The sequence below is a fragment of the Bacteroides sp. RCH18 genome, from assembly GCF_058231005.1.
On sequence record NZ_JBIPTC010000001.1, the window covers coordinates 960,196 to 975,457 of the forward strand.

Here is a 15,262-nt window from a genome sequence, read left to right on the forward strand (position 1 = left end):
AGTTGACTGCATTTCGCCCTTAATCATTAGTACCATAGTATTTTGCATACCACTCTGCAAACGCTCTCAAACCATCACGTAGTGATGTTGACGGTTTAAATCCAAAATCTTGTTCCAAAGGAGTCGTATCAGCATATGTCACAGGCACATCTCCAGGTTGCATCGGTACTAATTCTTTGTGGGATTCAAAGTCATAGTCATTGGGAAGTACACCTGCATGAATAAGTTCATCCTGAAGGATGGTTACAAAGTCTAAAAGATTTTCCGGAGAGTTATTGCCGATATTATATACTTTATAAGGAGGAATTGGCAATCCATCATCGCCATTTTTCTTCTTAGGAGCATGCTGCATAATACGAACCATGCCTTCTACAATATCGTCTATATAAGTAAAGTCGCGCTTACAATTGCCGTAATTATAAATTTGTATGGTCTCACCCTTTAATAGTTTGTTGGTAAAGCTAAAATAAGCCATATCAGGACGACCGCAGGGACCGTAAACGGTGAAGAATCGCAGACCTGTGCTTGGTATGTTATAGAGCTTGCTATAAGCATGAGCCATTAACTCATTGCTCTTTTTAGTAGCAGCATAGAGTGATACTGGATTGTCCACCTTATCATCGGTACTATAAGGCACTTTCTTATTGCTTCCATATACACTACTGGAAGAAGCATATACTAAGTGCTCCACGCTATGATGACGGCAGGCCTCTAAGATGTTATAAAATCCAATAAGATTACTTTCAATATAAGCATCAGGGTTAGTGATGCTATAGCGTACACCGGCTTGAGCAGCAAGGTTCACTACTACCTGTGGATGATAATCAGTGAAGATAGACCCAACAATTTCCTTTTTAGCAATACTGTCTTTTATGAAAACAAATCTGTCACCATAGGCAGACAATTCTTGTAAGCGTTCATACTTTAAACCTACGTCATAGTATTCGGTAATACTATCAATACCGATAACCTTCACGCTATCAAACTCATTCAGCAAACGTTTCACCAAATTGGCTCCGATAAAACCGGCTGCACCGGTCACCAAAACCACTTTGTTCTCTAAACTAACATTGTATGTTACCATAAAGTTAATCTCTTTGAAAAATGTCACGAGTATATACCTTCTCTTTCACATCGTCCAAACAAGCGTCGTAACGGTTGGCAATTATGGCCTGACTTATTTCCTTAAACTCGACCAGATTATTGATCACTTGACTTCCAAAGAAAGTTTCACCATCTTGCATAGTGGGCTCGAAAATCACAATAGTAGCACCCTTCGCCTTGATACGCTTCATAATCCCTTGAATGGCACTTTGACGGAAGTTATCAGAATTGGACTTCATGGTCAAACGATATACACCAATGGTTATTTTTTGCTCTTTTTGGGCATCCCATGAACAAGAGGCGGTGTAATACCCCGCTTTACGCAGGACTTGATCTGCTATGAAATCTTTCCTTGTACGGTTACTTTCGACAATAGCAGTCATCATGTTTTGAGGTACATCCTGATAGTTAGCCAAGAGTTGTTTCGTGTCTTTAGGCAAACAATAACCACCATAACCAAAGGATGGATTATTATAGTGTGTGCCAATACGAGGATCAAGACCAACACCCTGTATGATTGACTGAGAATCCAGACCTTTCATCTCCGCATAAGTATCCAATTCATTAAAATAACTGACACGCAAAGCAAGATAGGTATTAGCAAACAGTTTAACAGCTTCCGCCTCCTTTATACCCATAAAAAGAGTGGGAATATCTTTCTTGATTGCACCTGCCTGAAGCAATGCGGCAAAAGTACGTGCAGCTTTCTCTAGGGCAGGAATATCCGCAACAGACTTAATAGCTTCGTTTTCCTCGTCAAACTGCTCGCTATCAATCAACTTTGGATAACCAACAATGATACGACTTGGATAAAGGTTATCATAAAGGGCCATGCTCTCACGAAGAAACTCAGGAGAAAAAAGCAAGTTAAGCTTCTTGACTCCCTTGCGGGCATACTTCAAATAAAGTCCACGACAATATCCTACTGGAATAGTAGACTTGATTACCATCACAGCATCAGGATTGACACTTAAAACCAGGTCTATGACATCCTCTATATGATGAGTGTCAAAATAGTTCTTCACCGGATCATAGTTAGTAGGAGCTGCTATAACCACAAAATCAGCATCACTATATGCCTTGGCACCGTCAAGCGTAGCGGTTAGGTTCAATGCTTTTTCAGACAAATATTTCTCTATATACTCATCCTGAATAGGCGATTGTTTACGATTAAGCATATCTACTTTCTCGGGAACCACGTCGACTGCCGTCACCTGATGGTGTTGCGACAAAAGCGTTGCTATGCTAAGACCAACATAGCCGGTACCTGCAACAGCAATCTTCAAATCTTTTGTATCCATTGTTGATTTATGTTAGTGTTATAGATTATTCTGGTTATTTATCCAAAACTTCAAACCTCGGCGAGTTCTTGGATTTAAATTCAGGTACCACTCTCTTCATTAGTTTCACTGTGTCCATGATCTTTACCGTACGGGATAACTTCTCAAACTCTCCATAAGTATCAAGGATGTCAGCATATTCATAGTGACGTACCTTCGCTATCATTATCTTCTTATTCTCAGTAGGAATTGTATTCTCCTTATCACTCAATACTTCTTCATAAAGCTTCTCACCCGGACGCAATCCCGTAAACTCTATCTCAATATCTTCACCCGGACGATAACCTGCCAATTCGATCATACGGGTAGCCAAATCAACAATTTTCACGGCTTTTCCCATCTCAAAGACAAATATCTCATTGCCTTCACCCATAGTGGCAGCCTCCATTACCAGACGACAAGCTTCGGGAATAGTCATAAAGAAACGGATGATATCGGGGTGAGTCACTGTGACAGGACCGCCATTCTCGATCTGTTCCTTAAAGCGGGGAATTACAGAACCGTTACTACCCAAGACGTTACCAAAGCGGGTAGTGATAAATTTGGTATGGCCTTTCACTTTGCCCTCACGGATGGCACAGCCCAGACTCTGTACATAGATTTCGGCCAAGCGTTTCGAGCATCCCATGACATTGGTAGGATTCACCGCCTTATCGGTAGAAACCATGATCATCTTTTCAGCTCCGTATTCCACTGCCATATCAGCAACCTGGCGAGAGCCGACAACGTTGACCAGCACAGCTTCACAGGGATTCTCTTCCATTAACGGAACATGCTTATAAGCAGCGGCATGAAAGATGATCTGAGGCTGATAAGTTTCGAAGACCATACGGAGACGTTCTTTCACGCGGACATCTCCAATGACAGGAACAAAATCAAGACCGGGATAATTCTTCTCAAATTCCAGACGGACATTATGCAAAGGTGACTCGGCGGAATCAAACATGATCAGTTTCTTGATGTTCATCTGAGCCAGCTGCCGACAAAGTTCGCTGCCAATACTACCGGCAGCTCCTGTCACCAACACAACCTTACCACAGAACTCAGTCATCACTTCCTCCATATTGATATGAATTTCTGAGCGACCCAGCAAGTCTTCAATCTTAATAGGGCGTACCCATTGGTGGAAACTTCCGTTTTCGTCAGCCTCACTAATACTCGGAGCAATCAACGTTTTTAACCCGCTTCTTTTACAATATTGAAGCAGGCGGTCTTCCTCTTCACGGGTATTCTCGTAACGGGCAAACAGGATACCGCCGATACATTTCTTATGAATAAGCTTGTTAAAGCACTCTTCATCCTTAAATGAATAAACGGGAAGATCAGCCACGCGTCGGATGGAGTCGCCTGTTCCATAGATGCAGAAACCTACCACTTTATAGTGGGAGCTGTTCATTAGCCGGACTTTCAATGCCACACTCTTATCATCAATGCCATAGATCAGAATATGCATATTCTTCTTATTCAGCATATTCAGCAAGAACTCATAAACCAGAATCAGCTGAATACGGAAGCCTACCATGGCAATAAAAGTCAGCATACCATCAAACAGTACAAAGACTATTTTCTGACTATTATGCAGTCCCGTCTGAGGCAGAAAAAGCCAGATAGCCATTGCGATACAGACAGCTTTTATCAGTGCACTTCCGGCAATTCTCCATAATTCCTTCAACTGGGAAAAACGGATCGTATTACGGTAGGTATGGAATAAAAAGGAACCTAAGACACTGGAAATCACCGAAATCGCCAAAATATGGAAGAGAGAAGTGATTTCTTTAGAAGTCTCCGTTATATAATGAATGCCGATAAATGACACCCAGGTACAAATCAAAGCTATGAACGTATCAATTCCTAATACAATCCAATAACTAAAATAGTTTTTCTGTAAATATTGAACAAAACGGTCAAATGCGTGTTTCATAATTTAAATACCCCAATAAATTATAAAGTCTTTTTCCAAAAAAGTAGATTTACTATGACAATAGTTTATCGTAGATTGTGTGTAACTGAATTTTCAATGGTGAAGGCAATTGGTTTTTCAGAATCATTTGCGAACGCCTCAGAACAGTCTTCTTCTTTGCCTCATCCTCCGAATTGGCATACATAGACACACTATATCCCATCAGAAGAGACAGACACAAAGCAGCTTCCTGCTCAGCAGTCTTACCGTGACAAGGATACAGATCATTGATCTGTTCATGAATTTCGTTGTTCAGTCGTGCAAGATCATCAACATACACACCCGCCATATAATTACTTTTATGGAGCAGAGCATGAACAGTATTTTGAAGTTTATCGATTTTTTCTTGTAAACAGGAAGTCGTCATTACCCACTTAGTTTTTTTCACCTATAGGCTCAACATAGCCAATCGGCATGTCTACGCAGGCGCAACCAAGCATGTTCAGTCGAACAGCAATCTTACTTTTACCATCTACATTGACAAGCTCACCCACAAGCCCCTGCAGAGGTCCTTTAATTACTTGAACTTTCTCACCACGTGCCAAAGGAGAGCTATTCATACAGATTGTTTCATCCGAATAATCAAGCATGAAACGGAAACGTGCCATCTGGTCGTCAGGAATAACAGCAGGACTACTTTCGCCGCGCATCACCATATAGCGGCTCACAGTAGTAAAGTTCAGGACTTCCATACGTTCTTTCGGATCAGCGTGTACAAAAACCATCATCGGAAGAAGAACGGATTCAACTAATTTACGGCGATCACTCCATTGATGGATTTCCTTCTGAACAGGTACAAAATTCTCAATCCCCACCTTGTTCAAATACTCGGAAACCTTCTTTTCATGATGCATACGAACTAATGCAACATACCAGCGTTTTGAGTGTGCTACGCCTTCCCCTGTCCCATAAATAGGCCCAGCATTTAGTGATTTCTCTTTTGTTAAAATCATACTTTTTTACCCCATGTTTTTCCGTTACTTCTTAGGTAACAGAAAAGTACACTTCATAATAAATCGGGAGGAAAAAGTCGAAAAGTATCGACTAATGAGGGTTGAGAGCATCTTGGCTTTAGAGAAAGTAGAGATTCTTAGGAAAATTGGGCATATAAATTCCTAAGCATGAAAATAGGCCTTTTTCATGTTCAGATACATTTTTTTTCAAATTCAGGGTTAAATCGAAAAAAAGTAGGTTTTTATTTGTTTAATACATGTGTTTTTGTCTATCTTTGCGTCAAATTTAAATCCGTTACCTAAGAAGTAACACACTACTATTAGTGCTGATTATCAAATTTTTATCCATTCAAATCCGCCCTAAAGGGCAAGTCTTCACGTAATGCAAATTCTTACGATTTACCTCTGTACGCTCTTTCAACTCAAACCCCTTCAGATAAATTTGTGTCGTCTTTATAGACTTATGCCCTAAAGATTCACTGATCATTTCAATTGGAACTCCACGGAACTTTGCAGTAGTTGCCCAAGAATGGCGAATCGTGTAAGAAGTTACCGGAGAAGTCAGGTGCAAAGCCCTCGCCAAACTTTTCAAATGATTATTAAACCGGCGAAGTGCAGACTGATATTCACGATAAGCACGTTCATCCTTACGTTTCTTATCACCGGAAAGGATACTGAAAAGGTAATCGGGACACCCCGGACGCGATGACTGGGAATTGCGAAGCTGATTCATCATCTCCTTAGCAGTATCCAAAACTTCCACACTCATTGGAGTTCTGGTTTTAATTCGATTATATCGGAGCACATTACAATCTAAAGCCGACTTTTCCAAATGAGCAAGGTCAGCAAAAGACATCCCACAGAATTGAAACATCAAAGCAGCAATCGATTGTGTGCGCCGCAAACAATCCGTCTTGGGATCTTCGTAAAGAAGCCGTCGGAGTTCACTCACCGGAAGAGCCCTTTTCTGACGGATATCCACTCCTGTATACACATCACGGAACAGACCATGTACATAGGGCGCACTACCCAACTCTACCCCACGGTTATAGATACTGCGAAGCATACGCATATACGTTGATACCGTATTCGGTTTTAAGCCCGAATCATACAGATGTTCCCCGTAACGACGCAATCGGTCACGAGTGACTTGCCTGAAAGACACACTGGCATTACCACAAAATTTATTAAAAGAGAAAAGAGCATTTTGATAGACATGTGCCGTAGAAAAACGACCTTCTTTTCGTAAAAGGCCGATGTATAGTTCCCCACATCGGCTAAATCCATTTTTATTCATTATTTGCATCACTAGTTATTTTATATACAATTATAGGGCGAAAATTTGGAATTTCCATCTTAATGCCATTTATTAATTTTATTTAAATCAAAAGAAATGACAACGACAAAAAAATGCCTGAAAAATGCAACTGGCACACAAAAGAAGAGAAGTCTTGAAACTGATTATCAGGATGATGACGAAATTATTGACATCGATGAGGTCAGAAAAAGAAATGGCATCACAGGCGAAAAAAAACACTATTTCATTGCCTGTCTTCGCACTTATTACGAAGATGACGAGTTTAATTCCTACGTAAAATCTTTAACAGGACTAGCCAAGTACATTGCAGACTGGAGAATCTTTTACGTAAACACACATCATGGATATAGATTAATGAAATTCAGGAGTATACTCAGCGAAATTAGCAGTTTAAGCAAAGGAATCGGAATAATTTCGAAGCACGAAAAAGAAGAGAAAGAACAATACAAATCAAAGTATCACAGTAGAAAATAGCAAGAATAATTGGAGCGAAAAAATACAACTTATACTTTTGCCCCCGTTTTTTAGATAAAGAAATGAACGAACTATCCCGCAGAAATTATAGTGTCACTATAACAGCAAGATAGTGTCACTATCCCGGCAGGATAGTGTAACTATCATCGCACGATAGTGTAAGCATCCTACAGATAGTTCCGCCTTTTCTTTAAATATAACTATTTTACTAACAAATTTATAATGTAATGACAAAAGAAAAACGGCTGATAGCCACTAACAAAACAGAAGAAGAAGAAAGAGATCGATTAACAGAAGTATGGAAAAAACGTATCGTATCAGAGAAAGGTTATTCGGAAACGATCGCAGAACGAATAGCCGAAAAAGTGAAATCACTGGCAGACTACATGCAATATGGCCATGCCATCATCGCATATTACAGACAGAACGGTAGTTTTCAGTTAGTTACAGGCACTCTCATTTCTTATTCCAAAGACTTTCACCACTCTTATGACATGAAGCAGGTACACAGTACCTTCATATTCTGGTGCATGGAAGAGAAAGGATGGAGAACCTTTCAGATTGAGAATTTTCTCGATTGGAAACCAATTGTATAAACTTAAAAACAAACAATAAGACTGATATGAGCACAACTTATTTAAGCGTAGACTATTTCCCGCTTACCGTAAACTTTTTCGACAGAGATGCCATTGAACTGGCTGAAGCCAAATATGGCATCAGAGTGGATGGAGCTGTATGCAAACTTCTATGTAAAATATTCAAAGAAGGATATTACATCCCATGGGGTGAGGAACAATCGTTGATTTTTGCCCGCAAACTGGGAGGAGAACTGAAAGGAAAAGAGATAGACGGAATCATTCAAATTTTGCTTGACAAAGGATTCTTTGACAAAGAAAGCTATGAGAAGTTTCAGATATTGACTTCCCTTGAAATTCAGCACATCTGGATAGATGCTACCTGCCGCAGGAAAAGAAAGTTAGAAGATTTGCCCTACCTGTTAGTCAATGACACCCAAAAACAGGAAAAGGAAAATAATACAAAGGATGCAAACAATTCGTCAGTACAAGGTGAATTGAAACTGGAAAATGAGAACATTTCACCCGAAATTGCTGACATTTCCGGACAAAGTAAAGGAGAGAAAAGGAAAGCAGAAGAGGAAGAAGACAATACGGCTTCGCCTTCGCTCGAAATCCCCGGTTATGCCTACAACAAGAGTACGCACAATGTCAAAGGACTTCTGGACAGCCTGGCACAACATGGAGTAACAAACAAGAAAGAAATTACAGCTATTCTCAAGCTATCGGATTATGGAAAGAAGGGGACGCAGATATGGATCACGCTGTCTACCACCAAGTGGGGAAAGATTGATAATCCGGGAAGGTATATCATTTCAACGTTGAGGACATAGAGATAAAATAAGGCACGGATTACACGAATTAACACGGTTTTTAGTTACTCAATTCCTGAAACCGTGAAATCTGTGTAATCCGTGCCTAAAAAAATTTACCACTTATAGTTAATACCGAAGCTCAGCAATTCCTTCAGTTGGAAGAAGCTGCCATTTTCAACGGTTGGTTTTGAACTGTCGTCAAAACGGGCGTGTACGTAAAGTTTAGTAGAAAGATAGCGGTTCAAAACAAAGTTGAATGTATTCTCCCACTCCACACGTACCCATTCGTAATTGGTCAGATAGTTCAGACGGGATTCCAGCGAAACAGCCGAAATGATTTTCCAGTTGAACGTTGACTGCAACTGAGAACCGAAGTCGTTTTTAGAGCATTTGCCTTTCTCCAGACCGAACTTGGTTTCATCTACTTCCGAATTGTCGATATATCGCAAGTTATAAGTCAGCGGACCGATGAAAACAGAAAGATTGAATTTCTGCTTATTCAATTTGTAATCCATACCGATACTGACTGCCAAATCCGCCGGAGACAGGAATGCAGAAACAAGTTCTTCGCTATTGGCTTTGTAACCGTGACAGAACTGAGTCTTAAACTCGGAAGAAATAGTATAGTACCAGTTCTTTAACGCTCTCAATCCTAACTTATTGTACAAACGGAACTGGTCGGTATTAATCAGGTAATCATGGAATTTATCCGACGGTGTGGATGTCATACCCAGTTTAGCCTCCAACTGATTTTCGAAAAGGACTTTCTCATTATCATTGTAATTGGCATAAAGCTGCAAGGTAGCCAGACCGGCAAAGTTACTTTCTCCTCCCTTGTACCAGTTCTCAGAAAGGTGGTTCTGGCTGATTTGCAAAGAACCGTTACCTCCGGTAACCCACCAGTTAGGACGGCTGATTTTCATTTTTGCCTTGCCCACATCGTTGCTCATTTCTTCCGGCTGGAAAAGATGGACAACAGATGCCTTCGGAGAAATCTTCGGTTTCACATCCCTACGAAAGACATCACGGCTCATGATACGGTTTTCCGTGGTGACAACCAGTTCCGGATGATTGAGATAAAGAGCCATCAGTGCTTTATTGACCGATTGATTGGCACGCTCGGACTTCGTATATGCCAAAGTATCATAAGGAAGAAGTTCCGCTGTCAACTTTTTCAAGTTGTCGGGCAAAGAGTCAAACTGTACCGGTTTCCAATCCACCTTTGAATACTGCGCCATCGGAGCATAATAATAGGCTAACGGAGTAAACAGACGAAAATAGTCAGGATCGGACGGAATATAACGTTCCGGTACAGACGGGTCATTCAGATAGTCCAACTGACCGATATACTTATTATATAAGATTGATACAGTGTCCAATTTAGGAGTTTCTCCGGACAGATTCAATTTAAGCATTAAATACTTCTGAAGTTCTGACGAAAGCGTGTCTGCCTTCACAATTTTCGCTTTTGCCACTACGGTAGAAGGTTGAGTGGCGGTCTGTGCTGAAAGCGATAAAGATAAAGTCGAGGTAAAAACTACGAATGATAATAACTCTCTTCTCATAATATTCCTAATTTGGTGCAAATCTACATTATTTTGTTTAGAAAACATAGGAATCTTTCAAAATTGCATTTTTTAATAAAATTGTAGAGGGGAAAGTCTGCATTCTTCCCCTTTTTTTTATAATTTTGCGCTTTTTAAGTTCGTAAGAAACTACTAAGTAAAAATAATTAAAACAGTTATAGCTGTGGGAGAAACAAAGTATATTTTCGTCACCGGTGGTGTTGCCTCTTCTTTAGGAAAAGGGATCATCTCATCCTCCATCGGTAAATTGCTGCAAGCAAGAGGTTACAATGTAACCATCCAGAAGTTTGACCCGTATATCAACATCGACCCGGGAACATTGAATCCTTATGAGCATGGAGAATGCTATGTGACCGTAGACGGCCATGAAGCCGATCTTGACCTGGGACACTACGAACGTTTCCTGGGTATTCAGACTACAAAGGCTAACAACATCACTACGGGACGTATCTACAAAAGTGTTATTGACAAAGAACGTCGCGGAGACTATCTGGGTAAAACGATCCAGGTGATTCCTCATATCACGGATGAAATCAAACGGAACGTAAAATTGCTCGGTAACAAATACAAGTTCGATTTTGTAATTACCGAAATCGGTGGTACGGTAGGTGATATCGAATCACTCCCCTACCTCGAAAGTATCCGCCAGTTGAAATGGGAGTTGGGTAAGAACGCTCTTTGCGTACACCTGACATATGTGCCTTATCTTGCCGCTGCCGGAGAGCTGAAAACCAAACCGACACAGCATTCTGTCAAGGAACTCCAGAGCGTAGGTATTCAGCCGGACGTATTGGTGCTTCGGGCCGAACACCCGCTGAGCGACGGACTCCGCAAAAAAGTAGCTCAATTCTGTAATGTGGATGACAAGGCTGTCGTGCAGTCTATCGACGCAGAAACAATTTATGAAGTACCTCTCCTGATGCAGGCACAGGGACTGGACAGCACAATCCTTGAAAAGATGGGGTTGCCCGTAGGAGAAACTCCGGGACTAGGTCCGTGGCGTAAATTCCTGGAACGCCGCCATGCTGCTGAAACGAAAGCCCCCATCAACATCGCATTGGTAGGTAAATATGACTTGCAGGATGCTTACAAGTCAATCCGTGAAGCATTGTCACAGGCAGGTACTTACAACGACCGCAAAGTGGAGGTTCACTTTGTGAACAGCGAAAAACTGACAGATGAGAACGTAGCCGAAGCCTTGAAAGGCATGGCAGGCGTGATGATCGGTCCGGGATTCGGTCAGCGTGGTATCGACGGTAAGTTCGTTGCCATCAAATATACACGTACACATGATATCCCGACCTTCGGTATCTGTCTGGGTATGCAATGTATCGCTATCGAATTTGCCCGCAATGTATTGGGATATGCCGATGCCGACTCACGCGAAATGGATGAAAAGACTCCGCACAACGTGATCGACATCATGGAGGAACAGAAAGCGATCACCAATATGGGAGGTACAATGCGTCTGGGCGCTTACGAATGTGTGCTTCAGAAAGGATCGAAAGCATACCTTGCTTACGGCGAAGAACATATTCAGGAACGTCACCGCCATCGCTATGAGTTCAACAATGACTATAAGGCTCAATACGAAGCTGCCGGTATGAAATGCGTGGGTATTAACCCCGAATCGGATCTGGTGGAAATCGTTGAGATCCCGGCATTGAAGTGGTTTATCGGTACTCAGTTCCATCCGGAATACAGCAGTACGGTATTGAACCCGCATCCGTTGTTTGTGGCTTTCGTGAAGGCAGCCATCGAGAACGAGAAGAATTGACAATTGACAGTTGGCAATTTATTATTTAAAAATTTATAATTCATAATTAATAGGAATGGATAAAAACACCATTACAGGTCTCGTTTTAATAGGTATATTATTAGTAGGATTCAGTTATCTGAGCCGTCCAAGCGAGGAGCAGATAGCTGCGCAGAAGAAATACTACGATTCTATTGCCGTGGTGCAACAGCAGCAGGAAGCGCTGAAAGCAAAAACAGAAGCCGCACTCGCCAATGAAAACAAAGGTGCAGCGGTGGCAGCAGATTCTTCTGCCCTGTTTTTCAACGCGATGCATGGAACTGATTCCAAAGTAAGCATCCAGAACAGCGTAGCGGAAATCACTTTCACTACGAAAGGCGGACGGGTATATTCGGCTATGCTGAAAGAATACAAAGGACAGGATAAGACAAACCCTGTCGTACTGTTCGACGGTGATGATGCTACCATGAGTTTCAACTTCTACAACAAGCAAGGAGCCATCCAGACAAAAGACTGTTACTTCGAAGCTGTCAATAAGACAGACAGCAGCGTAACTATGCGTCTGGCTGCGGACAACGCCAGCTACATCGATTTTATCTATACGCTGAAACCGAACAGCTACCTGATGAACTTTGAAATCAAAGCAACAGGCATGGAAGGCAAACTGGCCAGTACGGAGTATGTAGACATCGACTGGACACAGCGTGCACGCCAGCTGGAAAAGGGATTCACTTACGAAAACCGCCTCTCAGAGCTGACTTATAAGGTAAAAGGTGACAATGTAGATAATCTGTCGGCTGCCAAGGATGACGAAAAGGATCTGGGCAATACAGCGATAGACTGGGTAGCATTCAAAAACCAGTTCTTCTCTTCTGTATTCATCGCAGACCAGGACTTCAACAAGGTTTCTGTGAAGTCAAGAATGGAACAACAAGGAAGCGGATATATCAAGGATTATTCTGCAGAAATGAGTACCTTCTTCGATCCGAGCGGAAAACAACCGACAGAAATGTACTTCTACTTTGGCCCGAACCACTTCAAGACCTTGAAGGCACTGGACAAAGGACGTACAGAGAAATGGGAACTTAACAGACTGGTATATCTGGGCTGGCCGTTAATCCGCTGGATCAACCAGTTTATCACGATCAACGTATTCGACTGGCTGTCGGGCTGGGGCTTGAGCATGGGTATCGTACTGTTGATTCTGACGATCATGGTGAAGGTGGTAGTTTACCCTGCTACCTGGAAAACATACATGTCTTCTGCCAAGATGCGTGTATTGAAACCGAAAATCGACGAGATCAGCAAGAAGTATCCGAAGCAGGAAGATGCGATGAAGAAACAGCAGGAGGTGATGAGCCTTTACAGCCAGTATGGCGTGAGCCCGATGGGCGGCTGTCTGCCAATGTTATTGCAGTTCCCGATCTTGATGGCATTGTTCATGTTCGTACCGAGCGCTATCGAGTTACGTCAGCAGAGCTTCTTGTGGGCGGACGACTTGTCCACTTACGACGCGTTCATCACATTCCCGTTCCATATCCCGTTCCTGGGCAACCATCTCAGCTTGTTCTGCTTGCTGATGACGGTAACCAACATCCTGAACACAAAGTATACAATGACGATGCAGGATACAGGAGCACAACCGCAAATGGCTGCGATGAAATGGATGATGTATCTGATGCCGATTATGTTCCTGTTCGTACTGAACGACTATCCTTCGGGATTGAACTATTATTATTTCGTGTCAACACTGATTAGTGTAGGAACCATGATTTTGTTGCGTAAAACTACAGACGAAACAAAATTACTGGCTATTCTGGAAGCTAAGAAAAAAGACCCGAAACAAATGAAAAAGACCGGATTTGCTGCACGCCTGGAAGCTATGCAAAAGCAACAGGAACAGTTACAGCAGCAAAAACAGAATAAACGATAAGAAATTATCCGAAGATATATTCTGAGAAAGCCGGGCAACCGAAAGGGGTTTGTCCGGCTTTCTTTCTCTAAAAAACAAACTTAATATGAAGACAAAATATACTTATAAACAAATCTGGACGATCGCCTACCCTATCCTGATCAGCCTGATTATGGAGCAACTGATCGGCATGACGGACACGGCCTTTCTTGGACGTGTCGGGGAAATTGAATTAGGAGCATCCGCCATCGCCGGGGTTTACTACCTGGCTATTTTCATGATGGCATTCGGATTCAGCGTAGGAGCACAGATATTGATCGCCCGTCGCAACGGGGAAGGAAACTACAAGGAAATCGGACCGATTTTCTATCAGGGGATTTATTTCCTGGTAGTGGTTGCTGCGATTCTGTTTACACTTTCCATCGTATTCTCGCCATTTATTTTAAAGAATATCATTTCGTCCCCTCACATTTATGATGCAGCGGAAAGTTATATTCATTGGCGGGTGTACGGGTTCTTTTTCTCATTTGTCGGAGTGATGTTCCGCGCCTTCTTTGTCGGTACGACACAGACCAAGACGCTGACGCTGAACTCCATCGTGATGGTGCTTTCTAACGTGGTATTCAACTATATCCTGATTTTCGGTAAGTTCGGTTTCCCGCAATTGGGCATTGCCGGTGCAGCCATCGGTTCATCCCTCGCTGAGCTGGTATCGGTGATTTTCTTTATCATCTATACCTGGAAGCGGATCGACTGCAAGAAGTATGCACTGAATATCCTGCCGAAATTCCAAAGCCGGACATTGAAGCGGATTCTCAATGTCTCCGTGTGGACAATGATTCAGAACTTCGTTTCTTTATCTACCTGGTTTATGTTCTTCCTGTTCGTGGAACACCTGGGAGAACGGTCATTGGCTATCGCGAACATTATCCGGAATGTGTCGGGCATCCCGTTTATGATCGCCATGGCTTTTGCTGCAACCTGCGGATCTTTGGTCAGCAACCTTATCGGTGCCGGCGAAAAAGATTGTGTACGGGGAACCATCAATCAGCACATCCGTATCGGATATGTGTTCGTACTGCCGATATTGATATTCTTCTGTCTGTTTCCCGACCTGATTCTGCGTATATACACGGATATGCCCGATTTGAGGGCTGCGTCCATCCCTTCTTTATGGGTGTTATGCGCAGCCTACGTAGTGCTGGTACCAGCCAATGTGTATTTCCAGTCGGTATCGGGAACAGGTAACACACGCACGGCACTGGCCATGGAACTTTGTGTACTGACAATTTATGTAGCTTACGCTACTTATTTTATTCTTTACCTTAAAATGGACATTGCGTTTGCCTGGACAACAGAAAGTGTGTATGGAATCTTTATCCTCCTCTTCTGCTACTGGTATATGAAGAAAGGAAACTGGCAGAAAAAGCAGATTTAAATCCTTTTTTCATTATCTTCGCAAGAAAATA

General features: G+C 42.2%; 13 protein-coding genes. 6 read left to right on the top strand and 7 right to left on the bottom strand.

Annotation, left to right across the window (positions count from 1 at the left end; genetic code table 11):
• Positions 1-19: 19 nt before the first annotated feature.
• The 6 genes from ACHLI0_RS03750 to ACHLI0_RS03775 all read right to left on the bottom strand — a co-directional run bounded on the left by ACHLI0_RS03750 (position 20) and on the right by ACHLI0_RS03775 (position 6,663).
• Positions 20-1,084 (bottom strand): NAD-dependent epimerase/dehydratase family protein, encoded by a 1,065-nt coding sequence (locus ACHLI0_RS03750; RefSeq protein WP_490748472.1) that lies wholly within the window; start codon positions 1,082-1,084, stop codon positions 20-22.
• Positions 1,085-1,088: 4 nt separating this feature from the next.
• Positions 1,089-2,405 (bottom strand): nucleotide sugar dehydrogenase, encoded by a 1,317-nt coding sequence (locus ACHLI0_RS03755; protein WP_490748474.1) that lies wholly within the window; start codon positions 2,403-2,405, stop codon positions 1,089-1,091.
• A gap of 34 nt (positions 2,406-2,439) precedes the next feature.
• Positions 2,440-4,365, bottom strand: coding sequence for a polysaccharide biosynthesis protein (locus ACHLI0_RS03760; protein ID WP_490748475.1), 1,926 nt, complete (start codon positions 4,363-4,365; stop codon positions 2,440-2,442).
• A 52-nt stretch (positions 4,366-4,417) separates the two neighbouring features.
• The gene (locus ACHLI0_RS03765; RefSeq protein ID WP_008765101.1) at positions 4,418-4,771 is read right to left on the bottom strand and encodes a UpxZ family transcription anti-terminator antagonist; all 354 of its coding nucleotides are present in this window, start codon (positions 4,769-4,771) and stop codon (positions 4,418-4,420) included.
• 7 nt (positions 4,772-4,778) lie between these two features.
• Positions 4,779-5,357: a UpxY family transcription antiterminator gene (locus tag ACHLI0_RS03770; RefSeq protein ID WP_008763899.1), complete on the bottom strand. Its 579-nt coding sequence runs from the start codon at positions 5,355-5,357 to the stop codon at positions 4,779-4,781.
• Positions 5,358-5,706: 349 nt separating this feature from the next.
• Positions 5,707-6,663, bottom strand: coding sequence for a tyrosine-type DNA invertase cluster 3b (locus ACHLI0_RS03775; protein ID WP_008765099.1), 957 nt, complete (start codon positions 6,661-6,663; stop codon positions 5,707-5,709).
• 87 nt (positions 6,664-6,750) lie between these two features.
• On the opposite strand from ACHLI0_RS03775, the gene ACHLI0_RS03780 reads away from it, so the two are divergent.
• From ACHLI0_RS03780 to ACHLI0_RS03790, 3 genes are all read left to right on the top strand, one after another.
• Complete coding sequence (locus ACHLI0_RS03780; RefSeq protein ID WP_011107341.1) at positions 6,751-7,149, top strand: DUF4119 family protein; 399 nt, start codon at positions 6,751-6,753, stop codon at positions 7,147-7,149.
• 227 nt (positions 7,150-7,376) lie between these two features.
• Positions 7,377-7,745 (top strand): SH3 beta-barrel fold-containing protein, encoded by a 369-nt coding sequence (locus ACHLI0_RS03785; RefSeq protein ID WP_490748479.1) that lies wholly within the window; start codon positions 7,377-7,379, stop codon positions 7,743-7,745.
• A gap of 26 nt (positions 7,746-7,771) precedes the next feature.
• Complete coding sequence (locus tag ACHLI0_RS03790) at positions 7,772-8,557, top strand: DUF4373 domain-containing protein (protein ID WP_008763177.1); 786 nt, start codon at positions 7,772-7,774, stop codon at positions 8,555-8,557.
• A 95-nt stretch (positions 8,558-8,652) separates the two neighbouring features.
• Here the strand turns inward: ACHLI0_RS03790 and ACHLI0_RS03795 are convergent, their stop codons facing one another.
• On the bottom strand, positions 8,653-10,104 hold the full coding sequence (locus ACHLI0_RS03795) for a DUF3078 domain-containing protein (protein WP_011107340.1): 1,452 nt from the start codon (positions 10,102-10,104) through the stop codon (positions 8,653-8,655).
• A 184-nt stretch (positions 10,105-10,288) separates the two neighbouring features.
• On the opposite strand from ACHLI0_RS03795, the gene pyrG reads away from it, so the two are divergent.
• The 3 genes from pyrG to bexA all read left to right on the top strand — a co-directional run bounded on the left by pyrG (position 10,289) and on the right by bexA (position 15,231).
• Positions 10,289-11,902: a CTP synthase gene (gene pyrG, locus ACHLI0_RS03800; RefSeq protein ID WP_195583392.1), complete on the top strand. Its 1,614-nt coding sequence runs from the start codon at positions 10,289-10,291 to the stop codon at positions 11,900-11,902.
• Between the two features lie 55 nt (positions 11,903-11,957).
• On the top strand, positions 11,958-13,814 hold the full coding sequence (gene yidC, locus ACHLI0_RS03805; protein WP_490748480.1) for a membrane protein insertase YidC: 1,857 nt from the start codon (positions 11,958-11,960) through the stop codon (positions 13,812-13,814).
• A gap of 85 nt (positions 13,815-13,899) precedes the next feature.
• Positions 13,900-15,231, top strand: coding sequence for a multidrug efflux MATE transporter BexA (gene bexA, locus ACHLI0_RS03810; RefSeq protein ID WP_055218294.1), 1,332 nt, complete (start codon positions 13,900-13,902; stop codon positions 15,229-15,231).
• Positions 15,232-15,262: the final 31 nt, after the last annotated feature.